27 protein-coding genes are annotated in these 25,342 nt (G+C 40.4%); 18 read left to right on the top strand and 9 right to left on the bottom strand.

From position 1 onward, the window contains the following. The first annotated feature begins 36 nt into the window (after positions 1-36). From ABMY35_RS10540 to ABMY35_RS10530, 3 genes are all read left to right on the top strand, one after another. Positions 37-3,669: a two-component regulator propeller domain-containing protein gene (locus ABMY35_RS10540; protein ID WP_349286167.1), complete on the top strand. Its 3,633-nt coding sequence runs from the start codon at positions 37-39 to the stop codon at positions 3,667-3,669. 105 nt (positions 3,670-3,774) lie between these two features. Next, positions 3,775-4,026, top strand: a complete 252-nt coding sequence (locus tag ABMY35_RS10535) for a succinate dehydrogenase assembly factor 2 (protein WP_349286166.1) — start codon at positions 3,775-3,777, stop codon at positions 4,024-4,026. Further along, positions 4,013-4,450, top strand: coding sequence for a hypothetical protein (locus tag ABMY35_RS10530; protein WP_349286165.1), 438 nt, complete (start codon positions 4,013-4,015; stop codon positions 4,448-4,450). The genes ABMY35_RS10535 and ABMY35_RS10530 overlap by 14 nt, the downstream gene beginning before the upstream one ends. Before the next feature lie 36 nt (positions 4,451-4,486). Here ABMY35_RS10530 and nadB read toward each other — a convergent pair whose 3' ends face one another. Then, on the bottom strand, positions 4,487-6,082 hold the full coding sequence (gene nadB / locus ABMY35_RS10525) for an L-aspartate oxidase (RefSeq protein ID WP_349286164.1): 1,596 nt from the start codon (positions 6,080-6,082) through the stop codon (positions 4,487-4,489). Between the two features lie 235 nt (positions 6,083-6,317). On the opposite strand from nadB, the gene rpoE reads away from it, so the two are divergent. The 11 genes from rpoE (at position 6,318) to ABMY35_RS10470 (ending at position 15,617) form a co-directional block, all read left to right on the top strand. Then, a complete protein-coding gene (gene rpoE, locus ABMY35_RS10520; RefSeq protein WP_058030117.1) occupies positions 6,318-6,899 on the top strand; it encodes an RNA polymerase sigma factor RpoE in 582 nt (193 codons plus the stop codon). 2 nt (positions 6,900-6,901) lie between these two features. Beyond that, positions 6,902-7,507 carry an anti sigma-E factor RseA C-terminal domain-containing protein gene (locus ABMY35_RS10515; protein ID WP_349286163.1) on the top strand — a complete coding sequence of 202 codons (606 nt, stop codon included), beginning with the start codon at positions 6,902-6,904 and terminating at the stop codon, positions 7,505-7,507. Beyond that, the gene (locus tag ABMY35_RS10510) at positions 7,507-8,457 is read left to right on the top strand and encodes a MucB/RseB C-terminal domain-containing protein (RefSeq protein ID WP_349286162.1); all 951 of its coding nucleotides are present in this window, start codon (positions 7,507-7,509) and stop codon (positions 8,455-8,457) included. Before ABMY35_RS10515 ends, ABMY35_RS10510 begins: the two co-directional genes overlap by 1 nt. Further along, complete coding sequence (locus ABMY35_RS10505) at positions 8,454-8,903, top strand: SoxR reducing system RseC family protein (protein ID WP_349286161.1); 450 nt, start codon at positions 8,454-8,456, stop codon at positions 8,901-8,903. The genes ABMY35_RS10510 and ABMY35_RS10505 overlap by 4 nt, the downstream gene beginning before the upstream one ends. 69 nt (positions 8,904-8,972) lie before the next feature. Beyond that, positions 8,973-10,760, top strand: a complete 1,788-nt coding sequence (lepA, locus tag ABMY35_RS10500; RefSeq protein ID WP_058030113.1) for a translation elongation factor 4 — start codon at positions 8,973-8,975, stop codon at positions 10,758-10,760. Between the two features lie 12 nt (positions 10,761-10,772). Next, a complete protein-coding gene (gene lepB, locus ABMY35_RS10495) occupies positions 10,773-11,708 on the top strand; it encodes a signal peptidase I (protein WP_138482106.1) in 936 nt (311 codons plus the stop codon). Position 11,709: 1 nt separating this feature from the next. Next, on the top strand, positions 11,710-12,387 hold the full coding sequence (rnc, locus tag ABMY35_RS10490) for a ribonuclease III (protein ID WP_138482104.1): 678 nt from the start codon (positions 11,710-11,712) through the stop codon (positions 12,385-12,387). Beyond that, positions 12,377-13,276: a GTPase Era gene (gene era, locus ABMY35_RS10485; RefSeq protein ID WP_349286160.1), complete on the top strand. Its 900-nt coding sequence runs from the start codon at positions 12,377-12,379 to the stop codon at positions 13,274-13,276. Before rnc ends, era begins: the two co-directional genes overlap by 11 nt. Then, entirely contained in the window at positions 13,277-13,966 is a 690-nt protein-coding gene (gene recO / locus ABMY35_RS10480) for a DNA repair protein RecO (RefSeq protein WP_349286159.1), read from the top strand. A gap of 4 nt (positions 13,967-13,970) precedes the next feature. Continuing rightward, a complete protein-coding gene (pdxJ, locus tag ABMY35_RS10475; RefSeq protein ID WP_349286158.1) occupies positions 13,971-14,705 on the top strand; it encodes a pyridoxine 5'-phosphate synthase in 735 nt (244 codons plus the stop codon). Positions 14,706-14,777: 72 nt separating this feature from the next. Further along, entirely contained in the window at positions 14,778-15,617 is an 840-nt protein-coding gene (locus ABMY35_RS10470) for a kinase (protein ID WP_349286157.1), read from the top strand. Positions 15,618-15,629: 12 nt separating this feature from the next. Here the strand turns inward: ABMY35_RS10470 and ABMY35_RS10465 are convergent, their stop codons facing one another. Next, positions 15,630-16,610 carry a 2-hydroxyacid dehydrogenase gene (locus ABMY35_RS10465; RefSeq protein ID WP_349286463.1) on the bottom strand — a complete coding sequence of 327 codons (981 nt, stop codon included), beginning with the start codon at positions 16,608-16,610 and terminating at the stop codon, positions 15,630-15,632. Further along, the gene (locus ABMY35_RS10460) at positions 16,576-17,160 is read right to left on the bottom strand and encodes a glutathione peroxidase (RefSeq protein ID WP_349286156.1); all 585 of its coding nucleotides are present in this window, start codon (positions 17,158-17,160) and stop codon (positions 16,576-16,578) included. The genes ABMY35_RS10465 and ABMY35_RS10460 overlap by 35 nt, the downstream gene beginning before the upstream one ends. 64 nt (positions 17,161-17,224) lie before the next feature. Between ABMY35_RS10460 and ABMY35_RS10455 the strand changes: the two genes are divergently transcribed. Then, complete coding sequence (locus tag ABMY35_RS10455) at positions 17,225-18,109, top strand: NAD(P)-dependent oxidoreductase (protein WP_349286155.1); 885 nt, start codon at positions 17,225-17,227, stop codon at positions 18,107-18,109. 67 nt (positions 18,110-18,176) lie between these two features. Here the strand turns inward: ABMY35_RS10455 and bcp are convergent, their stop codons facing one another. Continuing rightward, positions 18,177-18,650 carry a thioredoxin-dependent thiol peroxidase gene (gene bcp / locus ABMY35_RS10450; RefSeq protein WP_349286154.1) on the bottom strand — a complete coding sequence of 158 codons (474 nt, stop codon included), beginning with the start codon at positions 18,648-18,650 and terminating at the stop codon, positions 18,177-18,179. An 8-nt stretch (positions 18,651-18,658) separates the two neighbouring features. Beyond that, positions 18,659-19,192 carry an ACT domain-containing protein gene (locus tag ABMY35_RS10445; RefSeq protein ID WP_138482089.1) on the bottom strand — a complete coding sequence of 178 codons (534 nt, stop codon included), beginning with the start codon at positions 19,190-19,192 and terminating at the stop codon, positions 18,659-18,661. A 524-nt stretch (positions 19,193-19,716) separates the two neighbouring features. Between ABMY35_RS10445 and bamC the strand changes: the two genes are divergently transcribed. Both bamC and ABMY35_RS10435 read left to right on the top strand, forming a co-directional pair. Further along, positions 19,717-20,778, top strand: coding sequence for an outer membrane protein assembly factor BamC (bamC, locus tag ABMY35_RS10440; RefSeq protein WP_349286153.1), 1,062 nt, complete (start codon positions 19,717-19,719; stop codon positions 20,776-20,778). A gap of 66 nt (positions 20,779-20,844) precedes the next feature. Next, positions 20,845-22,215: a YjiH family protein gene (locus tag ABMY35_RS10435; protein ID WP_349286152.1), complete on the top strand. Its 1,371-nt coding sequence runs from the start codon at positions 20,845-20,847 to the stop codon at positions 22,213-22,215. Between the two features lie 30 nt (positions 22,216-22,245). On the opposite strand, the gene ABMY35_RS10430 is transcribed toward ABMY35_RS10435, so the two are convergent. Further along, on the bottom strand, positions 22,246-22,407 hold the full coding sequence (locus ABMY35_RS10430; protein ID WP_349286151.1) for a DUF2897 family protein: 162 nt from the start codon (positions 22,405-22,407) through the stop codon (positions 22,246-22,248). 165 nt (positions 22,408-22,572) lie between these two features. Here ABMY35_RS10430 and ABMY35_RS10425 point away from each other — a divergent pair, with 165 nt between their 5' ends. Then, positions 22,573-23,901, top strand: a complete 1,329-nt coding sequence (locus tag ABMY35_RS10425) for an ankyrin repeat domain-containing protein (protein ID WP_349286150.1) — start codon at positions 22,573-22,575, stop codon at positions 23,899-23,901. Positions 23,902-23,993: 92 nt separating this feature from the next. Here ABMY35_RS10425 and ABMY35_RS10420 read toward each other — a convergent pair whose 3' ends face one another. From ABMY35_RS10420 to arsC, 3 genes are read right to left on the bottom strand one after another with little or no spacing between them, the layout of a single operon-like run. Next, complete coding sequence (locus tag ABMY35_RS10420; protein ID WP_349286149.1) at positions 23,994-24,437, bottom strand: DUF2069 domain-containing protein; 444 nt, start codon at positions 24,435-24,437, stop codon at positions 23,994-23,996. Further along, positions 24,434-24,985, bottom strand: a complete 552-nt coding sequence (gene wrbA, locus ABMY35_RS10415) for an NAD(P)H:quinone oxidoreductase (RefSeq protein WP_349286148.1) — start codon at positions 24,983-24,985, stop codon at positions 24,434-24,436. Before wrbA ends, ABMY35_RS10420 begins: the two co-directional genes overlap by 4 nt. Next, on the bottom strand, positions 24,985-25,332 hold the full coding sequence (arsC, locus tag ABMY35_RS10410) for an arsenate reductase (glutaredoxin) (RefSeq protein ID WP_349286147.1): 348 nt from the start codon (positions 25,330-25,332) through the stop codon (positions 24,985-24,987). The genes wrbA and arsC overlap by 1 nt, the downstream gene beginning before the upstream one ends. Positions 25,333-25,342 lie beyond the last annotated feature (10 nt).

Below are 25,342 nucleotides of genomic sequence, written 5' to 3'. Positions count from 1 at the left end.
ATATTTAAAACACTTTGGTGTGTTTGATGGCAGGGTATGAGAGCGACAATTCTATCTTTTCTATTTCTGCTTTTTTCTAGTCAATTGGTACTGGCTGTGCCGCAGTTTACCGATACGGCTCAGATCATGCGTTCTTACGATTATAGTGCAGGCCTTACGCAAAGCTCTATTACAGCGCTAGCTCAAGATCAGTTTGGTTATATTTGGGTGGGTACCCAAGCGGGCTTGAATAGATTCGATGGCCATGAATTCAAACAGTTTCAACCAAAGCAGCAAGATAAAAATAGCCTCTCTGGTGGTTTCATCACCGACATTTGTATCAGTGATCAAGATGTATGGGTAGGCACACACACAGGGTTAAGTCGATACAATACGCAAAATGGCCGGTTTCATTCTTTTTTGGCAAGTGACTATGACGCGATAACCTCTGACAGAGTGAATGATTTAACTTGTCAAAGTGCTCATGTGTTGGTGTCGACCGCCAACGGTGAAAGTTATCAAATTAATAAAAGTACATTAGAAGTAAGCCGCTCTCCCGTTGTTGGCAATTTCATTCGCTCACCAGAGACACAAAATAACAATATTTATTATCTTACCGACAAAGGTTTAATGAAAATTAACGAGCAGCAACAGTCGCTATTGCTATTCGAAGGTGAGTTCAAGATGCTCAAGGTTAGGGGGCAAAGAGTATTCCTGCTGACGAAAAGTGAAGAGCTGATAGTTTATGATTTGTTATACAGCAGAGTTTTATGGTCTAAAACGTTTGCTGAGGTCTCGAACATCACCCTAAATAACTTGTATCTTTCGAGCAATGAAATATTACTGGCGACAAATAACGGTGTTTATCTATTCCATTTCGATGGCACTTTGCTGAATCATTGGTATAAGCGTCAGCAAGCAAATGGCCTACAAGATAATAATATTTTGTCAGTAATGAGAGATGAAAATAAAGGCATTTGGATTGGTACAGAAACACGAGGGCTACATTTTTTTAGCCAACTCAGTGAGTCATTTGGACATGTTAGTACAGATAACTATCCAGATTCGCCTTTATCGACGCCAGACACTCGCAGTTTTGCCATCGATGAACTAGATAGAGTTTGGGTAGGCACCTCCGCTGGTGTTTATGTTTTTAATGGGCAAGGGTTCATCGAGTCTCAATTTATTTATAAGGCTTTAGTTGCTGTACAAGGCAGTTTTATAACTAAGTTATTTATGCATGGCAGCGATTTATGGATAACAACACGAGGTAATGGTGTCTTTCGGTTCTCATTTGACACAGAGACCCTTGACCATTTTAAGCCCGATTTTGGTAATGGACCGGAGTTAAGTTTTAACGATATTACTCTTTATGACGGCGTGTTATTACTCTCTTCAAGAACAATGGGTTTGATGTTTTTTAATGAAAATACGAGTAAGTTAATGCCGTATTTTGCAAGTTCACTCGATGCACCTTCTCATGTTTCTTCATTACTTGTTGTAAAAGAAGAGCTCTGGTTTGGCAGTATTGGCAATGGATTATTCCGCTATAAAGGGGATGAACTACAACAGATTAATACATCAGATGGCTTACTATCTAATTTGGTTTTCATGCTTGTTCAAGATGCTTATGGCAGAGTATGGGTCGCCAGTGAGCAAGGGATCACGCTGATCCATAGCGACTTTAGTATCGACCATACTTTCGCACAAAATGAAGGGTTAAGTAATACAGCAATTTGGGGTCTGATTTATGACGGTGTTGGGCACGTTTGGGCTGGAACAAGTGGTGGGCTTAGCCGTATTGATATTAGTAACTTTAATGTGCACAACTTTTCGCCTACAGATGGTATTCAAGATAATGAGTTTAATTATAATGCCGCTTGGTTGGCACCGGATGGGCGGTTGTTTGTTGGTGGCGCGAAAGGGTTCAATCAATTTTACCCGCAAAAACTCGATGTAGATAACTCTGCAAGGCCATTATTAGTAAGCGAAATTGAGCTATTGGGCGAGTCACTTAAGCCAGCAGAGGGCTCTGTATTGTCAGTTGCCCCTGAACTGGCTGAGGGACTAAGTCTAAAACATAACCAAGACATTATTTCTTTGAACTATTCCAGCTTGGACTATGGCGCAGAACAAAACCAGTTTTATTATCGTGTTATTGGATTGAGCGAGCAATGGCTAAAGCTTGCAAATGGGGTAAGACAAGTTAGTTTATTAAAACTCAAACCAGGAAGCTACATAGTTGAAGCTTATACCATTAATCGATTTAATGTCGCTTCACCAGTTCATCAGTTTTCACTCAGTATTGCAGCGCCTTGGTGGTGGAATACTGGCTCTAAAAGCTTTTATATCTTTTTAGTATTAACCCTCATAGCCTCTGTTGTTTATGCCCGCCAACAGAGATACAAAAAAGTTGTTCGTGACAATATTAAAATGTCAGAGTTGAGGCAGCGCTTAGAGTGGTCACTGTGGGCCAGTGGTGACGAGCTTTGGGACTGGCATGTGAATAGCAATCAAATATATCGTCACACAGTGTCTTCGAAAGTTGATTATGGTGATGCAGGCACAGTGATGACCATTGACGATTTTGATCAATTCGTCCATCCAAAAGATTGTATATTGATTGAAGAGAAAGTTCGTGAATGTATAGAAGGTAAAACAGACAGCTACGAAATAGCAATACGGGTTAAAGATTTGTTTGAGCAATGGACTTGGGTACTTGATAGAGGAAAAGTCGTTAAACGTGATCAGAATGGCAAAGCAACGCGCATAGCAGGGGCATTAAAGGACATTGCAGAACTAAAGAAAAATCAAGAAGCACTCCAGAAGCTAAATGAACAACTAGAGATCAACGTCGCTATGCGAACCGATGAGCTTTATAAAAAGAATCAGAAACTTGAGCAGGCGATGATGGAGTTGCAACATACACAACAAGAATTGATCGAAAGTGAAAAAATGGCTTCATTAGGTAGTTTAGTTGCAGGGGTTGCTCACGAAATAAACACGCCTTTAGGTGTTGCATTGACGGCACTTACTTACAACCAAGAAAGTTTGGCAGCGATAGAGTATAAGCTTGAGAACAAGTCACTGAGGCAGCAAGATTTAGATAATGCAATCAATGAACAAAACCAAGGTTATGCACTGATTTTAAGGAACTTAGATAGGGCGCAAAGCTTAATTAGTAATTTCAAGCAAGTTGCTGTTGACCAATCAAGCGAACAAGCAAGAAACATCTTTATAAAATCTTATCTAAAAGAAGTATTTGATTCATTGGTCCCCTTAACAAAGGGAAAGCAACTAGAGATAGATATAGAAGGAGAAGATTTTGAATTGCACACTTACCCTGGCGCAATATATCAAGTAATGACTAATTTATTGAACAATTCGATGATCCATGGCTTTGAAGGCGTTGATTTTGGCAATATCAAAGTTTCTATCCACCAAGACGGAGAGTTTTGGCATCTGAGCTATGACGAAAATGGTAAGGGAATGAGTGCTGAAATGCTTAAAGCAGTGTTTGACCCTTTTGTAACCACTAAGCGAAATCAAGGCGGATGTGGTTTGGGTATGCATATAGTCTATAACCTGATTACGCAGCTTTTAAAAGGGGAAATCAAGTGTAACTCTACATTAGGTGAAGGTATCACTGTAAAACTCAAATTACCTATCGAGTTACTCAAAGATTACTGATATACATTGCTTAATATCAACTTTTCGGCTGTGTAGCATTTTAATGTGTTACCTGATTTTATATACTCACCACTCTAGATTATTCTAATTACTTTGAGGTTATAGATGACTCAGCTTTTTCCAAAATCACGACTAAAATGGGCCTGTAGAAGGGGAATGCTAGAACTAGATGTACTGCTTGGACCGTTTGTTGAAGAAGCTTTTGACGAGTTGCCTGACCCTGAAAAACTAATTTTTCAACGTTTACTCGAAGTGGAAGATCCTGATTTATTTGCTTGGTTTATGGGCCATGAAAAGTGTCCAGATCCAGAGCTAAACAAAATGGTTCAGTTTATACTTGGCCGTGTCAAAGTATAAAATCATATTTGCAGATAACCGGCAAGACTTCAGGGTCTTAGCGCTGTTCTTGTCGGTTTTAAGCTTTGCCACTTTTCTCGTTTCTGGGCATCTGATTTCTTTCTTGTTTATTAGTATCGCTGCAGTTTTAGCGTTTCTACTTTTTTATAAAATTACCCAAAATACGACGCCACTTAGTGGAACACTGTTACTTGACTGTGAAGATAATTATATCGAAGTGCATAGTGAAAGGGCGGTATCTGGGCATATTATTTCAGCACAACTACAGTTTTCCGTCTTATCTTTAAAAATCAGAACTATCCAAGAAAAATCAGAAACCATACAAATTCTGGCTTCTTCGATGAGTGAAAAAGATTGGCGAAGAATATGTCGATTCGCTTTGAATGAAAAAGATCCAATCCTCAAAAATGATTCGAACATTTAAGAGGATTGGTTTTGAAGAACGAGAACTGCTTTTTGTCTACGGTTTTAAAACCGTGGGTCTAGGGTTGTCACTCTGTTCAGGATAGTCGAGTGTGTAGTGCAAGCCACGACTCTCTTTACGTTCTAAGGCACTACGAATGATTAATTCAGCAACTTGTACTAGGTTTCTAAGTTCTAACAAGTTATTACTAACTCTGAAGTTGGCATAATATTCTTGGATCTCTTGTTGTAAAAGCTCAACTCGTCGTAATGCTCGTTCTAAGCGTTTTGTTGAACGAACTATGCCGACATAATCCCACATAAATAATCTTAGCTCATGCCAGTTATGGGTGATCACGACTTCTTCGTCTGAATTGCCTACTTGGCTTTCATCCCACTGATTGATTGGAACAGGCGCCTGTGAGTTTTCAAGTTTGGACAAAATATCTTTGGCTGCAGCATGTGCGAACACAATGCACTCAAGTAATGAGTTACTCGCCATACGGTTCGCGCCATGAAGACCTGTATAAGCGACTTCTCCAATCGCATATAGATTTTGTAAATCAGTCTTACCATTAAAGTCTGTCATGACACCACCACAGGTATAATGTGCAGCTGGTACAACAGGAATTGGCTCTTTTGTAATATCTAGCCCTACACTCAAACATTTTGCGTAAATGGTAGGAAAGTGCTCAATGATAAAGTCTTTGTCTTTGTGTGAGATGTCTAAATAAACACAATTGGCGCCTAAACGCTTCATCTCGAAATCGATCGCTCTGGCAACAATATCACGCGGTGCGAGTTCTTCGCGCTCGTCAAAATCAGGCATAAATCGCGTGCCATCTGGGCGCTTTAAGTGGGCACCTTCACCGCGCATTGCTTCTGTTATCAAAAAGTTTTGCAACTCGGGGTGATAGAGGCTAGTTGGATGGAATTGATTAAATTCCATATTCGCAACACGACAACCAGCGCGCCACGCCATTGCGATACCGTCACCGCTAGACACATCAGGGTTAGAAGTATAAAGATAGACTTTACTCGCGCCACCGGTGGCAAGGGCAACAAACTTAGCAGAAATCGTTTCTACTTTGTCGGCAAGGCGATTATAAACATAGACACCTTTTACAGGTTGAATGTCACACTCAGTATCTTTTACCAAATCAATGGCATTGTAGTTTTCAAGCAGCTTAATATTGTTATGAGATTGTACTTGGCTAACTAAGGTAGTTTGAACGGCCTTACCTGTTGCATCCGCGGCATGCAGAATACGTCTGTGGCTATGTCCACCTTCACGTGTTAAGTGATAGCGCTCTTTACCTTTGCTATCAAACTCCATGTCGAAAGGAACACCTTGTTCAATTAACCATTTTAAACAAGCTTTTGCATTACTTGCCGTGTAGTGCACAGCATCCCTGTCACATAAACCGCCGCCGGCTGCTAACGTGTCTTCAACGTGCGATTCAATACTGTCATTTTTTTTATCAAAAACAGCTGCTATGCCACCTTGAGCATAAAGTGTAGACCCTTCTTTTAAAGACCCTTTACTGATCACCGTAACGCTACAGTGCTCAGCAAGTGAAAGTGCAAGGCTCAATCCGGCAGCACCACTACCAATGACAACCACGTCAGTTTCATGGTTATTGATTTGTTTCATATTCGAATCTTCGTTTTTCTATGTGATGTACATTAACAAGTGTACTATGATCGTAAAAGTACGAACGTTTGGCCAAAATAGACTTTCAAAAAGAGGTTATTTTAGGCGTTTGAACGATATTTTAAAAAAAATTTCAAAAAAACAGAACTTTTTATTTATTAGTGTGTCTCAATTGCTGTGAAAGATGGCAACTCACATTTAGTTACAATTATAAAAAAGAGGAGTACCGGCTCGAATGAGCGAGCAGGAATTGGATTTAGCATTGGTCAAGCGGGTACAGCAAGGAGATAAAAACGCCTTCAACCTCTTAGTTGCCAAATATCAAAACAGAATCGCAGGTCTTATCTCTCGATATGTATCAAATCAAAGCGATATAGCTGACGTAGCACAAGAAGCGTTTATAAAAGCGTATCGTGCTCTGCCTAATTTTAGAGGTGAGAGTGCATTTTATACTTGGCTGTACCGTATTGCGGTTAACTGTTCTAAAAATTATTTGGTGGCTCAAGGTCGTAAACCGCCAGCCAACGATATTGATGCTGAAGAAGCTGAACTCTACGACAACGCAGATTCTCTTCGTTCAAATGCATCACCCGAGAATTTATTGCTGAGTGATGAAGTTAAAGCAGTTATTTATAAAACCATAGATGGCTTGCCTGATGACTTAAAAACAGCTATTACCCTTCGAGAAATAGAGGGGATGAGCTATGAGGAAATTGCAGTGATTATGGACTGTCCGGTTGGAACAGTCAGATCGCGAATTTTCAGAGCGCGAGAAGCAATTGATAATAATTTAAACCCAATGATTAGTGAGTCTTAAATATGGCCCAAGCTAATAAAGCTGAGAATGAACAAGTAAGCACTTCAGAGATCTTTGACGGTGAGCGCATCCTAGATGATGCAAGTTTAAGTCAATTAGACTCTGAAAAGTTTTCGCGTTATGCCATGATTGGTGATGCATTGAGAGCTAAAAGCGACAATGCAATAACGATTGACATTACTGCAAGCGTTGCAGCAGCATTGGCCGATGAACCTTGCCACAATGTAAAAGGCATTGAAGAAGTCGCTCATCAACCTGCGCAATCTAATGTTGTCAGTATCAGTAGTTGGAAAAAGCCGTTTTCTCAAATCGCGATAGCGGCGAGCGTTGCATTAGTTGCGGTATTAGGTGTAAACACCATGCAGCAGACACCTGTTGTTGGTGATGATTTACCTGTACTACAGTCCATTCCTGTGGCGGGTGGTGTTGCTCCGGTGAGTTTCTCATCTGAGGGTTCTGCATTACAAAGTGCCCAGCAAGGAGTAAGAGAGCTTCAGCAGCAACGCATTGGCGCACTTGTTCTTGAACATCAACGTCAATCTAGAATGGCCCATGCTTTACATCAGGCAAAAACTGAAAAAGTAGAAGAGAGTAAAGAATCTAATTAATGAAGCCGTTTATTTTTCTTATTAGTTTATGTTTTTCTATAGTAGTTCAGGCATCTGAGCTACTTTCTGCAAAACAGTTACTTCAAAATATGGCAACTGCTGTGCATCAAAGAAATTTTGATGCTTCTTTTGTAGTGATGAAAGAAAAGGGTATGGAGCCATACCGTTGGTTACATGCCCAACATCAAAACCAAGAGTTAGAGCTGTTAAGTTTACTTAATGGTGCAGGCCTTGAAATTGTCCGTGTTGATGACAAGGTCACTTACTTTGAGCCACAATCGACACCTTATTCAATTAAAACTGACACAATTGCTGGCCCAATCCCTGAAGTGCTTTTTAAAGACATAGCGGTTTTAGAACAAGATTATGATTTTGTTCTTGGCGGAAAAGGGCGGATCGCAGGACGTCCTGCTCAGCTCGTTCGTTTAGAATCAAAAGACAGTGGTAAATACAATTACTGGCTGTGGATCGATACCGAATCATCACTGTTATTAAAAGCGGCGTATGTGAATCAGGCGGGTGAATTGCTCGAACAACTCCAGCTAACACACATTAGTGTTACGCCTGAGCCTGCACAACAGCTTGTCGAGCTCCTAAACAGAGAGTTCCCTGAACCAACTCTAGTTAGCGAAAATGTGATAAGCCCACAATCTCAGTCTAATTGGCAGATCGATTGGTTACCGCAAGGATTTACCTTGTTAAAAGCCGATAGACATAAATTAGATTTAAATAATGAGCTTGCAGATTATTATTTATTTTCAGACGGGTTAGTTGAGTTTTCAGTGTTTGTGCAAAGACCGCTGGCTGGTAAAAGACCGAGCGGCGCGTTATCATCAGGCGCAACAACTGTTTATGTTCACAACTCAGGTGCTTTTGATGTATCTGTGGTAGGTAAAATTCCACCGCAAACAGCAAAGAGCATTGCTGAGTCTGTAAAACGAGCTCTATGATAGAACAAACCTTGAGTGTCGCGAAAATTCGCGGCACAACTGCTTATCTTCAAGCCGAACCAAAACCAGCCTGTGAAGGATGTAATGGCAAATGTGGTTCAAAAATATTTAGCCGCCTTTTTGGTACACATAAGAAACTCTTTCCCATTGACCTAAATGAATCGGTTGAAGTTGGTCAAAAAATAAAACTCTCTCTTGATGACAGTCAGTTAGTACATCATGGCGCGTGGGTTTATATGGCACCGTTAATGGGCGCATTTATGATGATGTTCATTGGCGCGCTGTTGTTAAATTTATCTGAACCATTACAGATTTTGTTTGCGTTAATGGGTGGTGTATTGGGGTTTTTATTAGCACGTTATCGAGTTAGTCGCATTAAACACCAAGTAAAAGTGGTAAAAATTTACCCAATTAGTTTCTCTGTGAAGCAAATAGATGGTGATTAGCGCAAATAAAATGTAAAATCCCACCCTAATATCTAATTTAATGACTTAAGAAGTTTAGAATCCAGAAATATGAAGCATATCCGTAACTTTTCTATTATCGCCCATATCGACCATGGCAAATCAACTTTGTCTGACCGCTTAATCCAAGTCTGTGGTGGTTTAACAGATCGTGAAATGCAGCAGCAAGTTCTGGATTCGATGGACATCGAACGTGAGCGTGGTATCACAATCAAAGCACAGAGTGTAACGTTAAACTACACGGCTGATGACGGTGAAACTTACCAGCTTAACTTCATTGATACGCCAGGACACGTTGACTTCACCTATGAAGTATCACGTTCACTTGCTGCTTGTGAAGGTGCACTATTAGTTGTAGATGCGGGTCAAGGTGTAGAAGCACAAACCCTTGCAAACTGCTACACAGCCATCGAAATGGACTTAGAAGTCATTCCAATTTTAAACAAAATTGACTTGCCTCAGGCCGATCCACTTCGCGTTGCTGAAGAAATTGAAGAAATCGTCGGTATTGACGCGTTAGAAGCCGTTCAATGTTCAGCAAAAACAGGTATTGGTATTAAAGACGTATTAGAAAACATTGTACGCGATGTACCACCGCCAGTAGGCGATTCTGAAGCACCTCTTCAAGCACTCATTATCGATTCATGGTTTGACCCATACCAAGGTGTTGTATCACTGGTACGTATTAAGCATGGTGAATTACGTAAAGGCGATAAAATCAAGATTATGTCAACAGATCAAACACATATTGCTGATCATGTTGGTATTTTCACACCTAAGCAGACAAACACAGGAGTGTTGAAAACCGGCGAAGTAGGCTTTGTGATTGCGGGTATTAAAGATATCCATGGTGCACCTGTAGGTGACACAATTACTTTGACACAAAATGCAGCGCCTGAACGCCTACCTGGTTTCCAACGCGTTAAGCCACAGGTTTACGCGGGTATGTTCCCGATTGCTTCAGACGAATATGACGCTTTCCGTGATGCGCTTAACAAACTAAGCCTAAATGATGCGTCATTATTCTTCGAGCCTGAAAACTCAACGGCACTTGGTTTTGGTTTCCGTGTTGGCTTCTTAGGTATGCTACACATGGAAATTATTCAAGAGCGTCTTGAACGTGAATATAACATGGACCTTATTACTACTGCACCAACGGTAGTGTATGAGGTAGAAACAAAAGATGGCGTTATTCAAATCGATAACCCGTCAGAGTTACCTCCAGTTAATGACATCATTGAAATTCGTGAGCCGATTGTGGAAGCGAATATTCTTGTTCCTCAAGAATACCTTGGCAATGTAATTACATTGTGTATTGAGAAGCGTGGTGTTCAAACTAAGATGGCTTACCACGGTAACCAAGTTGCTGTGACTTACGAGCTACCGATGGCGGAAGTGGTGATGGACTTCTTTGATAAGCTTAAGTCAACGAGCCGTGGTTTTGCGTCACTAGATTATAACTTTAAGCGCTTCCAAGCTTCTGATATGGTTAGGGTTGATATTTTAATTAACGGCGACCGTGTTGATGCATTGGCGATTATCGCGCACCGTGAGGGTTCACAGCAGCGTGGCCGTCAATTAGCTGATGCGTTGAAAGAGCTAATTCCTCGTCAAATGTTCGATATTGCGATCCAAGCAGCTATTGGTACGCATGTTATTGCGCGTACAACAGTTAAGCAGTTACGTAAGAACGTAATCGCGAAATGTTACGGTGGCGACGTGAGTCGTAAGAAAAAGCTACTTCAAAAACAAAAAGAAGGTAAAAAGCGAATGAAGCAACTGGGTAACGTTGAAGTTCCTCAAGATGCATTCTTAGCAATCCTTAAAGTAGGTAAATAACAGGATTTATTAATGGCAGGCTATTTTTCTGTATTCTTGGTGCTTTTGACTCTTGGGTCAGGCTTGATTTGGTTGATTGACCATTACATGTTCGCACCAAAGCGAAAAGAACGAATTGCGTTGGCACAAGGCGCCACGCAAACTCCTCTTGATGATGATGTGATTGCGCAGATTGCCCCTGAGCCTGCCATTGTAGAGGGTGCAAAATCGATTTTTCCGATGATTGCTGCTATCACCATCTTCCGTTCGTTTATTTTTGAACCATTTCAAATACCATCAGGCTCCATGATGCCAACGCTATTAGATGGTGATTTTATTTTGGTTCAAAAATATGCGTATGGCATTAAAGATCCGGTTTGGCGTTCACAGATGATTGAAGTCGGTGAACCTGAGCGCGGTGATATTACGGTATTTAAATTCCCACTGGATGAGCGAATTGACTTTATCAAACGCGTCATTGGCCTACCGGGAGACAGTATTGTGTATCGTAATCGCCAACTTTTTATCAAGCCTAATTGTGAAGCAGGTAAAGAGCGCACTGACAACTTAGTGTGTGGTGAATACAATAAAATAGGCCTTGATATTGTAAACCGTGATGAATTTATGCAAGGACCAATGCCTTTGGTAAGACTGACTGAAGACTTACCAGGTGCACAACATGACATTCTAATAAATCCACAGGCTTTAGAGTCTACTGATCGCTATTACCAGCAAACTGGTACTCGTAAAGATGAGTGGGTTGTACCAAAAGACAGTTATTTTGTAATGGGTGATAACCGTAATAACAGTCAAGATGGTCGTATGTGGGGGTTTGTTCCTAAAGAAAACTTAGTGGGCAAAGCTGTATTCATTTGGATGAGTTTTGATTTTGATAATGGCCCAGATAGCCTGTTACCAGGGTGGGTTCCAACCGGTGTTCGTTTTGAACGCCTAGGTAATATTCAATAAAATGAAAAGAAGTGTAGCAGAATTATATAAAAAAATAGGCTATGAATTTAGTGACGAGTCATTGCTTGAACAAGCCATGACCCACCGTAGTCACAAAGGCCAACATAATGAACGTTTGGAGTTTCTGGGCGATTCTATCTTGAGCTACGTGATTGCCGATGCGTTATACAAAAAGTTCCCTAAAGCACGTGAGGGCGATCTAAGTCGCATGCGTTCGACGCTTGTACGCGGTCAAACTTTAGCTGAATTTGGTGTTGAGTTTAATTTAGGTGATTACCTTCGTTTAGGACCAGGCGAACTAAAAAGCGGTGGCTTTAGACGCGAATCGACACTTGCTGACGCTGTTGAGGCGATCATTGGCGCGGTTTTCTTAGATTCAGATATCGATTCTTGTACTAAGCTTATTTTGACATGGTATGAATCTCGTTTAGCGGCAATTTCTCCGGGTCACAATCAAAAAGATCCTAAAACATTACTGCAAGAGTTTCTACAGGCTCGAAAACTGCCTTTGCCAAATTACACAGTGATCGACACGAAAGGTCAGGCACATAACCAGACATTCACGGTTGAATGTGAAGTGGAAGGGATGGAAAGCATTATTTCTGTGGGCAGTTCACGTCGAAAGGCGGAACAAAAAGCAGCAGAGCAAGCATTGAAGATTTTAAAGAATGACGCCTAATACGCACTGCGGCATGATCGCAATCGTTGGTCGCCCTAATGTGGGTAAATCGACGTTACTAAATAAAATTGTTGAACAAAAAGTCAGTATCACCTCGCGTAAACCGCAAACTACCCGTCACCGTATCATGGGTATTCATACTGAAGACAACTATCAAGCCGTTTATGTCGACACGCCTGGTCTTCATATTGAAGAAAAGCGTGCGATTAACCGTTTAATGAACCGTGCAGCATCAAGCTCAATTGGTGATGTTGAATTGATCATTTTTGTGGTTGAAGGTACGCTGTGGACGAAAGACGATGAAATGGTACTAAAAAAAGTCCAAGATAGTGGTCGTCCGGTGCTTATCGTTATGAACAAAACGGATAATGTAAAAGACAAAGAAGCCGTGCTTCCACACATGCAGTGGTTGAGTGAGCAGGGTGACTTTGTTGGCATCGTACCAATTTCTGCCAAGAATGGTAAGAATATCGATATGGTAAAAGATGAGGTTCGCAAACGTCTTCCTGCATGTGAGTTTTACTTCCCAGAAGATTACGTGACCGATCGCTCAATGCGATTCTTAGCGGCCGAAATCATTCGTGAAAAGCTCATGCGTTTCATGGGTGACGAACTCCCTTACTCTGTTACTGTAGAAATCGAACAGTTTAAATGGCAAGACAACGGTGTTTGGCAGATCAATGGCTTGATCTTAGTCGAGCGTCAATCACAAAAGCGTATGGTAATTGGTAATAAAGGCGAAAAGCTTAAAGTTATCGGTCGCGAAGCGCGCAAAGATCTTGAAGATATGCTTGATAACAAAGTATTTCTTGAACTTTGGGTAAAAGTGAAGTCTGGCTGGGCTGACGATGAGCGTGCACTTCGCTCTCTAGGCTACGGAGAAGACTGATTGCATAACGACTTTCGACAAGCTTACTTACTGCATAGACGTCCGTATAGTGACTCTCAGGCAATGCTGAGTATGCTTGTTGAAGGTGTTGGCCATCTAACCATGTTGGCCAGGCTAAAAGGCAAACAGTCGGTTAAACACAGTGCTCAACTTCAACCATTCACCCCAATTTTGTGCCGTTATGCTGGCAACTATGACCTAAAATACTTAAACCAATTCGAGTTAGTACAAAACCCACTTCCTTTAAAAGGCAAGCCGCTATATTGTGCGTTTTATTTGAATGAGCTCAGCTATAGAGTGATCCCAGCCAGTGAGCCACAAGAATATATTTACGAGCTATATCAAAAACACCTAAAACAATTAGTAGACTGTAATGACTTTGAACCCGTATTACGTTCATATGAGTATCAATTACTTGAAGCTTTGGGGTTTGGGGTTGAGTTTGACATGGATGCCGATGGTGATGAGATAAAAGATAAATATTATTACCAATATATTCCAGAATTAGGCTTTGTTGTTACCGACAACCCACAAATGGGGTTTAATGGTAAAGTACTTAATCGTATGGCAAGCGGGGAGTTTGCAGATCCTGAGGTGCGCAAACCTGCAAAGTATTTAAGTCGGTATTTATTAAAACCACTTTTAGGAAACAAGGCTTTAAAGAGCCGAGAACTATTTTTATCAAGGTAAGGCAATGAAAGATATTTTATTAGGCGTTAACGTCGACCATATTGCAACGCTAAGACAAGCTCGTGGTACAAGTTATCCAGACCCAGCGCATGCGGCAGCGGTTGCTGAGCATGCCGGTGCTGATGGTATTACCATACATTTACGTGAAGACAGACGTCATATTCAAGACAGAGATGTCTATGTAATGGCAAAAACCATTCAAACTCGTATGAATCTTGAAATCGCGCTGACTGAAGAAATGATCAATATTGCGCTTGAAGTGAAGCCTGCATATGTGTGCCTAGTACCTGAAAAGCGTGAAGAATTAACCACTGAAGGTGGCCTTGATGTTATTTCATATCAAGCAGCAATCACTGACGCAGTAAGCAAACTAGAAGCTGCGGGTATTAAAGTATCGTTATTCATTGATGCTGATAAAGCACAAATCGATGCTGCAAAAGCAACCGGTGCACCTTATATCGAAATCCACACAGGTGCTTATGCTGATGCTGAAACAGACAAAGAAATGACACAAGAGCTTGACCGTATTCGTGAAGGCGTGAAATATGCACATAGTTTAGGGATCATAGTGAATGCAGGTCATGGTCTGCATTACCACAATGTAAAGCCAATTGCTGAAATGCCTGAAATCTATGAGCTAAACATTGGTCATGCCATAATTGCACGCGCAGCGATTGACGGCCTTGAAAAAGCCGTACGTGATATGAAACGTATTATGTTAGAAGCAAGACAAGCTTAATAAGCATACCCTTATGCTAGAAGGCCGCCCATGCGGCCTTTTCTATATGTGTTTCATTTATAAGAGGTCAATATGCGTTGGCAAACAGAGTTTTTAGAGAAGAATAGTCTTTTAAAAAGTTACCCAGAAAATGTGCAGTGTGTGATCGACTGGTTAGAGCCAGTATTATCACATCAAAAGAGCCCATTTTGTTTAGCCATTAATGGTGCTCAGGGCAGCGGTAAGTCAACACTATCGGAGTATTTAAAGGCGTACTTAGAGAGCCAAGGTATTGCCACTGAGATTGTTTCTTTAGACGACTTTTATTTATCAAAAGCACTAAGAGCAGAGCGAGCTATTCAATACCATCCACTTTTCACAGTACGAGGCGTGCCAGGTACGCACGATGTTTCTTTTGCCATTGAGCAAGTAAAACGATTTAAAAATAGTGAGAATTTTATCTTGCCTCGTTTTAATAAGGCGACTGATGAACCTCATAGCACTGGTAGGTGGTTAAATTGCAAAAATAAGCCCAAGGTGCTTATTTTTGAGGGTTGGTGTTTAGGACTACTGCCACAAAGTGAAGCGCAGTTAAATATACCTATGAATAATCTTGAAGCTACGCAAGACTCAAATGGGAAGTATCGTGCCCGAGTAAATCAATTTTTATCGGATGATTATCAAACCTTGTTTGCACTTTTCGATAAATTAGTCTTTTTGAATGCGCAAAGCTTCGAGTGTGTGTACAGTTGGCGTTTGCAGCAAGAACACCAGTTGATAAAACGAGCTGGAACCGGCATGAGTAGCAAAGAAGTCATTGCATTTATTCAATATTTTGAGCGATTAACGCGTTGGGGTATTGAAAGCTTGAGTGCGCGTAGCGACTTGCACATCAAGCTTGATGAAAACCGACAATTTAGTGTGGCTACTTGAACTTAGTTTAAGTTAACTCACTTCATTCAATAGTGGTTTGTTTTGACTAAAGTCGCTCAAGTTACTAACTGTCACATTAGCAATTTGCTCCAGTGCCTCTTCTGTGAAGAAACCCTGATGACCTGTAATCAGTACATTAGGAAAACTCACTAAGCGAGCGAATAAGTCATCTTGCAAAATTTCTTCACTGCGATTTTTGAAGAACAGTTCAGACTCTTGTTCATAGACATCTAGTCCCAAGTAACCTAATTTTCTTGATTTAAGTGCTTGAATACAGGCCTGAGTATTTATAAGCGCACCGCGGCTAGTATTAATGAGCATGACTCCGTCTTGCATTTTATTAAACGCAGTTTCATCAATAATATGATGAGTTGCTTCATTTAAAGGGCAGTGCAACGAAATGATGTCACTTTGGGCCAATAACATATCCAGGCTAACTTGAGTATAAGAGCCTTCGCCAACATTGGGATCAAACACTAAAACTTCAGCACCAAAGCCATTGAGAATTCGGATCAAGGCTTGGCCAATTTTCCCTGCACCAACAATACCGGCTGTTTTTTTATGCAGATTAAAACCGAGTAAGCCATTTAGGTCGAAGTTATCTTCTCTTACTCGGTTATAAGCTTTATGGGTTTTACGACTAAGCGTTAGCATTAAGGCAATACAATGCTCTGCAACGGCTTCAGGGCTGTATGCGGGTACTCGTACTACTGCGATCCCGAGTTTTTTAGCGCATGCTATATCGACATTATTAAAGCCTGCGCACCTTAGTGCGATACAGCGTATGCCCTGCTCAGCTAACAATTCTAATACAGGGCTTGATAAGTCATCGTTTACAAAGGCGCAGACAGCTTGAAAGCCCGAACATAGCGGTGCAGTTTGAACATTTAATGTTTCGCTAAAATGTGAGACGCTAATATTGCTGTTATTTGATAATGCGTGTTCGAAATAGGGTTGTTCATACCTTTGCGAGCTGAACAAGGCGACTTTCATCATAAAGCTGACTCTCAATAGCTGTTTTTAGTGATTCCGGCTTAGTTCTAGGCGCATAACGTGCGACGAGTTCACCCTTTGAGTTTACTAAAAACTTAGTGAAATTCCATTTAATTGCCCGATTTTGCACTATGCCTCGTGTATGGGTTTTCAAATAGTTAAAAATAGGGTGTGCATCAGGGCCTAGCACATGATGTTTTTGGGAAATATAAAAACTGGCAGTGAAGTACTTGTTATAAGAGTCGAGTAAAGGCTCACCTGATAAAGGCTCGCTATGACCAAATTGATCACAGGGCACTGATAATATTTCAAAACCATCTTTTTTGTATTCTCTATAGAGAGATTCTAATCCGGCAACTTGGTTTGCAAAGCTGCATTTACTGGCAATGTTTACGATGAGCAAGGTTTTACCTTCAAAGGTACTCATTGGAAGTTTTTTGCCATTAAGTAAATCAATACTGTATCTATAAATGTTATCCATAATTAATACATCCAAAGCGAGTAGATTGCTTTTTATTTTTAATCCGCATGTGTCTATTTCATTTGCCATACCCAAGCGTCTTGGGTATAAAAGCTCCAATCTTCATACCCTAACAAACAAATAGGACAATTTTATGTCAATGAATGTGGCTTTTATCGGTTTAGGTGTCATGGGCTTTCCAATGGCTGGACATTTACAGAAAGCGGGTTACCAAGTAACCGTGTTTAATCGCACCACAGCCAAAGCAGAAGCTTGGGCTAAAGAGCACGGTGGAGATTTTGCAATTACGCCAAAATTGGCAGTAGAGCAGGCTGAAATTGTGTTTATGTGTGTTGGTAATGATGATGACTTGCGCTCGGTTGTGTATGGTGAAGAAGGCGTGCTTGCGGGTATGAAGTCAGGAGCTATCTTGGTCGACCATACAACCACATCAGCAAAAGTTGCGAAAGAAGTGGCTAAAAAGGCGGCAGAGCAATCAGTCGCATTTCTTGATGCGCCCGTATCAGGTGGTCAGGCGGGGGCAGAAAATGGCGTGTTGACCGTTATGGTCGGTGGTGAACAATCTGTGTTTGATAAAGTACAACCAACCATGGCTGCGTTTAGTCGCTTTAGCCAGTTACTAGGTCCTGTTGGTGCAGGTCAAACCTGTAAAATGGTTAATCAAATTTGTATTGCAGGTGTAGTACAAGGTTTAGCTGAGGGACTTCATTTTGCTAAGCAAGCAGGTCTAGATGGTGAAAAAGTCATTGAGACAATTTCAAAAGGCGCAGCTGGTTCATGGCAAATGGAAAACCGTTATAAAACCATGTTAGCGGGTGAATATGAGTTTGGCTTTGCGGTGGATTGGATGCGTAAAGATTTGGGTATTGCCCTTGATGAAGCGCGAAACAACGGCGCAAGTATTCCACTGACCGCAATGGTTGACCAATATTATGCTGACGTTCAAGCTTTAGGTGGTGGACGTTTTGATACATCGAGCTTATTAGCACGCTTAGATGCGATTCACGACAAGAAGTAATTTAGGTCGAGCGTAAAACAAAAAAGGTATGCGTATAGCATACCTTTTTACTTTTAGAAGAATACGATTATGCGTTTTCTTTTAGGAAGTTAATAACGACTTCGTGATGGTCTTTCGTCTTAAATTTATCAAACACATGTTTGATTTTGCCATCTTGAGATACTAAGAAACTAATTCTGTGAATACCGTCGTATTCTTTACCCATAAACTTCTTTAAACCCCACACACCGAAGGCATCTGCAATGGCATGATCTTCGTCAGATAATAGATCAAAGTTTAACTCTTTCTTAGTTTCGAAGTTCTTTAAACGCTTGATTGGATCTGGGCTAATACCAACCGCCACAGTATTAAGTTCAGCAAGTTGTGCCTTTTCGTTACGCAGGTTTTCTGCCTGTACCGTACAACCCGGCGTTGACGCTTTAGGGTAGAAGTAAACTAAAACTTGGTTTGATTCTAATAAGGCTTTTAGCTCGACTGTTTTGTCATTTTGGTTTTGTAACGAGAATAAAGGTGCGTTGTCACCTGCTTTTAATGTGTTCATATATATCCTTAGCGAATACGTCTTAAAATGTAATCTACATTGAGTGTACTTGAAAGTGCTTCGAATTGTACTTTGAAATCGTCAAGATCGATCTGTGCAGGTAAATTTAATTCTAACTCACAGCGCATATGTAATTCATTGTCTTGTTCATACGTGTCAGATTTTAATGATGCGATACTGACATTATGCTCTGCGATAAAACGAGTCACTTTGCTGAGTGTGCCTGGCGCGTCTATGCCCGTGTATTCTAAATTATAAGCACCAATATAATCGTCTTCAGTATGAGAGCTGGTACGTTTCATCATTGTAAGCAAACCGAGCTCCATGCCTTTAACAGGTAAGGTGTGCTCAACACGGCTGATGGCGGCCATATCGCCACTAAGAAGCATTATGAAGGTAAACTCTCGCCCCAGAATGGCGATACGGCTATCAATGATATTGCAATGGCAGTCGCTGACGAGTTGAGTGAGTTCACTAACGATACCAGAGCGATCTTCGCCGATTGCAGTTAGTACTAATTGTTGGTTTGTAAATGCGGTCATTAAGTCGCCAAATTAATTTATTTGTTTCGTATGCATCTAAACGAAAACAGCAACGCTGCTTCTCTAAGTAAAATGCGTTTTCTTAATGCTTTATTTCGACACAACTGAACTTTACATGCTTTGAGCTAACGCAAGTTCATCATGCTTGTCGAATTCTAAAATATTCGATAATTTACTTTTTGCATTGCGCTGAGTAAAAGCCATCTGAGCATTCAGACAATGTGTTTGTTAATGTATTGGACATGAACAAACCTTTACCAATGAAAAAGCCGCGCGAGAGTGTATCACAATACGCTTAATAACGCACAGTAACTGTGGTTATCAACTTTTAAAAGGCTGGCGTTTCTTGTGTTTGTGTGGATAGACAAGTAACATATTGAGAATTTTTTAAGTAAAAGATTCTAAGTGATTAAAATTCATAAGAAAGATTAGTCACAATAATAATTTTCGCTTTTACAGTGAACCAAACTAAGCATGCCCGACTCATATAATTAAATAACAGGGTCTGCTAAGGAGAATAATCAGTGCAGTATTGGATCCCAAAAACGGTCGCGTTAGGCGTGATCCTTGGTTTATCTGGATGTAGTGTTTTCACAAATGACACCCACCACGAAAGAAATTACCGTATTAATAAAGCAGTTCAAGTTCCGGGTGATCTAAAACAGCCTTACAAAGATCCAACGTATGTTATGCAAGAAGCACAGTACAATAATGATACTGAGGTACTTGCATTGCGCCCGCCTCAACAAGTACTCACACTTGCTGCAGGTTCTTGGGTTGAACAAAATGACAAGCTCGCGAGAGTGTTTTTTGATAAAAACGATGGCATTGAAGATTTAACTTCATTCATTTGGCAAGCGGTTAATTTCGTTGTTGCTGAAAACCAAATTGGTTTTGAAAGTATGAACAAAGTTCAAGGTGAGGCACTTACCGATTGGTATTCAGTGATCACGCCTTCTTCAAAGTGGTTTTGGCAAGAAGAGACTACGCCGTCGAAACAAAAATATAAATTCACGGTTTCTCAAAGTGAACACCAAAGAACCGCGTCGTTAAGTGCTGAACTTGTCGATTACCAAAGTGATGAAGTTGAATTGACAGATCTACTTAAACAGCAATTGGAAGTACGTGCGCTTAATCAAGTTGTTGCTGAGTTCGATTATCAATACCGTTTATTACTTGTTGAACTTCGTAAACAGCAAGGACAACTGGCATTAGATATGGGTTTTGACCCGAAAGGCAATGCAGCTATGGTTGCAGCACAACCCCTTAATATTGTGATTGCAAATCTAGCTAATGTCTTAGAGCGTCTTAATTTTACTATCATCAGTGTTGATGGTGAAAAAGACGAATTACATGTTAGATATGAAAAGCCTGAAGATAGCGTATGGGACTCTATTTGGGGTGATGAAGTGACTATTCTACCAATTGAAGAAGGTGATTACCGTATTAAAATAGCTTCGTTATCAGATAAAGAGTCATCAGTGACATGGCGCAACAATGATGGTGAAGCTTTAACCGCTGAGTTGTTAAGTGAATTACAACAGAAGCTAAATAAAGCAATTGGTAGCAAAGGCTTATCAATCTAAACAAGTAATATTTAAAGAACAGAAAAGAGCTTCGGCTCTTTTCTGCGTTTTTATAGGTAAATAATAATGACAACTCAACCTTATCAACAAAATAAAGTGCACTGGCGTACTTTGTTTGCGTTTATTGTACCTTCTTTAATCGGTGTATTTTTGTTTATGACACCGGTCTCAGAAGGTGAGGGAATGACTATCCCCATTGCAAAATTAGCTAAAGAATTACAGGCTTTTGTTTCACCTTTTATTCATGCCATGATTGTGGGAGTTGTGTGTGTTACAGCTGTTTTAAGTCTAGTCGCTAGACTATTGAAACCAAAAGCTCTGATGCAGTTCTCGCTGTTTAAACATTTGTTTGATGTCAGTTGGGTTTGGTTAGTGACCCGTTTATTGGGTGCAGCATTTATATTAATGACTTTTTTTAAAGTAGGTCCTGTTTTTATCCATTCTGAGCATACCGGTGCCTTGGTACTGAACGACCTGTTACCAGTGCTCTTTTCTGTGTTTGTACTTGCGGGATTATTGTTACCTTTATTACTTAATTTCGGTTTATTAGAACTGGTGGGTACTTTGCTTACAAAAGTAATGCGTCCACTGTTCGGAGTGCCTGGTAGAAGTGCGGTTAACTGTGTGGCTTCTTGGTTAGGTGACGGTAGTGTCGGTATTTTAATGACAGCCCGTCAATATGAAGAAAAATACTATACACAAAAAGAAGCTGCCATTATTGGAACGACCTTCTCTGCTGTTTCGATTACTTTTTGCTTAGTAGTAATCGGCCAAGTAAAGCTTGAACATTTATTTGCCCCTTTCTATTTAACCGTATGTTTAGCGGGTTTTGTTGCTGCGATTATCGTGCCTCGATTACCGCCTTTAAGCTTTAAAAAATCAACTTATATTGATGGCACTGAGCCTGCGCACGATGCGGAAGCAGTACCAGAAGGTAAAACCTTGTTTCAACATGCATTATCTGTAGCATTAGAGAAGGCTGAAAAAGCACCAGGTGTTAAAGGTACATTGAAAGAGGGGATGACCAACGCACTAGATATGGTGTTTGCCGTGCTTCCAGTGGTGATGGCTGTTGGTACGTTTGCACTGGTCATTGCTGAATATACGCCAGTTTTTCAGTATTTAGGTACGCCATTCGTTCCATACCTTGAATTGCTACAAGTACCAGAAGCGGCCCAAGCTGCACAAACTATCGTTGTTGGCTTTGCAGATATGTTTATTCCTTCAATTCTTGCTGCCAGCAGTATTGAAAGCGATGTAACACGCTTTATTGTTGCAGGAATGAGTGTGACACAGCTTATCTATATGTCTGAGGTTGGCGCTCTACTTCTGGGGAGTAAAATCCCGGTTAACATCCTAGAATTATTCACAATTTTTATTCTAAGAACGTTAGTAACATTACCGGTGATTGCTTTAATGGCGCATTGGTTAGTGTAAGGTATTCAGGAAGAGTAAAGGATGTAAGCTTTACTCTTCTTTTTCATTATCTGGTTTTATCTGCTTATCAATTTTCTTCTTTATATCATATTTAGCTGAGTACTTAAGCAGCGCGATATTACTCCAAATAATACCTAGAACACCAATAATGATAAGGATGACTTGCCAAGTCTCGAATTTAGTTGATGCCATGATAGGGCCCTTAAATCGGTTTAAAATTATATTGTCATTATAATTTCGAAAGTTTCATTAAGATACCTTGAATTCAACTGAAAAAATAAGATTTTCTATATATGAGCTGCTATGATTTGCGCATTTAAGATTAATACATATAGCTTCAAACTTTGTGAGTAATTGATGGAAAAAGTTTTAATTTGGCCTGCACAATATCCATTACTTCTTAAAGGGCTTGCGGAGCAAAATGGCGCATTCATTCTCGATGCACTAGAAGCTTGGCCTGAATGTCAGACCTTAACTGATGAGCAAGGCGTTGAAAGTACCATTTTACCGCCAGTTTTCTATTTGATTTGGCTTAAGCCACTAGACCCATTTGAAGCCTGTCATTTTCAACATATCGATGAATATGAAGAAGAACACCGCACGTATACGGAAATGCTGGTTTCTCATTTCAATCAGGCAGGGCTCGATCATCAAGCAATCGTGTTAATGCTCATTCAGCGTCTAGCGCAATACAGCCAAATTAACGCCCAGCTCAACTGTGTTTCAGACCCTGACTTTTTCGAGTTGTTGTCTGATAAAGTCATGGCTGATGTCATACTTTGGACGATTCAAAATGGCGTAAATTTGTCACCAAAACAACTACTCACCTGTTGGCGACAAGATGTTTTAAAAGAACCTGTGATAGCACTTCTTCCTGACTGTTTGCAAAGCCTGGATGAAACGACACAATATTTACTTGCTCAAACTAATACAGAAGAACCTGTTTTTAATTTACTAAGTCATTTAATTGATGAAGATGAAGTTAAAAACCTACTAGAACAAGCTCTGCTCAATTTGATCACCTCAGAGCATGTAAAACAAGCAGAACTTATTGAATATATTAAGCAAGGTGCAAGGGCCACATTAGTTGACGAGCATGGCAAAAATGCATTTATGTATGCTATCGAGCAGGGCTTTGTGAGTATTGTGGAACAACTTATTGATTCACAAGACCTTAGCCAAAAAGACGAACAGGGAAATGGATTAATGCACTTCGCAGTTCTATCTAATTCTTCAGCCATGATAGCTTTGCTATTTAAGCATGATTGTAAGGCAAAAGTTGTTAATGAGTTAGGGCAAACACCTTATCGTTTAGCACTGAAGCATGGTGCTTTTATCGCGAAGAAGACGCTTGAACAGCGTGGTATCAAAGAGCTGTCAGAAGGGGAGCAATATAATAAAATCAGATTAGTGCACATATTCGTGGCAATAGTATGTTTTGCATTTCCACTTCAGCTGTCGTTATTCTTTAGTGATACTTTTGATTATAAAAGTGAAAGTGTTTGGCTTTTTTCTATCTTGAGCATTGCGCTTATTACGCTATCTCGGAAAATTAAAAAAGGGGCCTTGTATCCGGTTAAACGTCACCCGTGGTCTTTAAAGCTTCTTTACGGAAAAGCCTATTTGAGTACGAGCTTGCAAATCATGTTATCACTGCTTGTACTATTTACCGTCTTAACAAGTTAATTTATCTTCTGTTTTAAAATGCAGACTACAAATAAGAAGAGCACCAGTTGGTGCTCTTTTTCTATATTTAAACTGAATATTAAGGATTGGTATCAATCACGATCTTCAGTATGCTCGTGTGCTGCTTTTTCATCAGCGAGATCTTGTTTAAGCTTACGAATTCTTAACCCCAGTTCTTGGCCTCTATGTTTCGCGTAATAAGTACAGCCAACAAACATCAAACTTGCAAAGAGTAGTTCTAACAGCACCCAAAGTAGTTCATCAGTTGCAATCCACAATAAGGTGAATCCATGCAAGAAGTAAATCAATACGATAAAGTTTGCCCATGCGTATGTGTAAGGGTTATCTTTTATGAATCCTCTTAAGGGTAACAGTAGGGGAAGAATATATACCGTAAACATAAACCCAAGACTGTGAGCTTCTCTAGGAGAAAGTACAAATAACCACAGTGGCATTAAAATCAGCAAGCCTACGTAGCCTGTTAAAGCCATATTTTGAAAGCGCTTAGTTAGCGGTTTTTTTTCTACAGATGTCATTTTAATTTTTCAGCAATTGTAATGAGACGTTTTCCAACAGAGCGACAGATTTTCGTTTCTGTCTCACTGAGCATTGATGTATTTGCAGTGCCTGCAACATGACTGGCACCGTAAGGTGTGCCACCAGTGGTAGTTTGAGATAATTCAGGCACATCATAGGGTACACCTAATAACATCATGCCATGATGTAGCAATGGTAGCGACAAGTTAAGTAATGTTGCCTCATTACCACCATGCATACTACTTGAAGAAGTAAATACGCAAGCCGGCTTGTCAATTAGCTGACCTTTTAACCATATATCACTGGTTGTTTCCCAGAATAGTTTAGCTTGTGCTGCCATCATGCCAAACCGAGTTGGTGTTCCAAATGCAAGTGCATCACAACGCAACAGGTCTTCTTTTGAGACGACGATGTCATGAGCTTCTCGTTGTTCGAAAGTGCGAAGCAACACGGTTGCGCCTTGTGCCTCTGCAGCTTCTGCAATTTCATTGGCCATGGCTCTTACAGAGCCGTGGCTAGAATGAAACAAAACCAATAATGTGGACATTAAAGAATAGCCAGCACAGACTCAGGTGGACGACCAATTGCTGCTTTATCGCCTTTCACTACGATAGGGCGCTCAATCAGTTTAGGGTGCTCTAACATTGCTTGTTTAAGGGCAGCTTCATCAGTGTCTTTATTCAGACCCAATTCTTTGTAAAGTGTTTCTTTACTGCGGACAAGTTGATGCGCTGATTCAAAACCTAACTGAGCAAGTAAAGTATTTAAAGTGGTTAAATCAACGGGCGTTTTTAAATATTCAACGATTTCTGGTGTCACACCATTCGTTTCTAGTAAAGCGAGCGTTTCTCGTGATTTTGAACAACGCGGGTTATGATAAATGGTTACAGACATATTCATTTCC

Origin of the sequence: Pseudoalteromonas sp. BZB3, from assembly GCF_040104455.1 — a bacterium.
Classification (GTDB): Bacteria; Pseudomonadota; Gammaproteobacteria; order Enterobacterales; family Alteromonadaceae; genus Pseudoalteromonas.
This window is presented reverse-complemented; position numbering and strand designations above follow the sequence as displayed.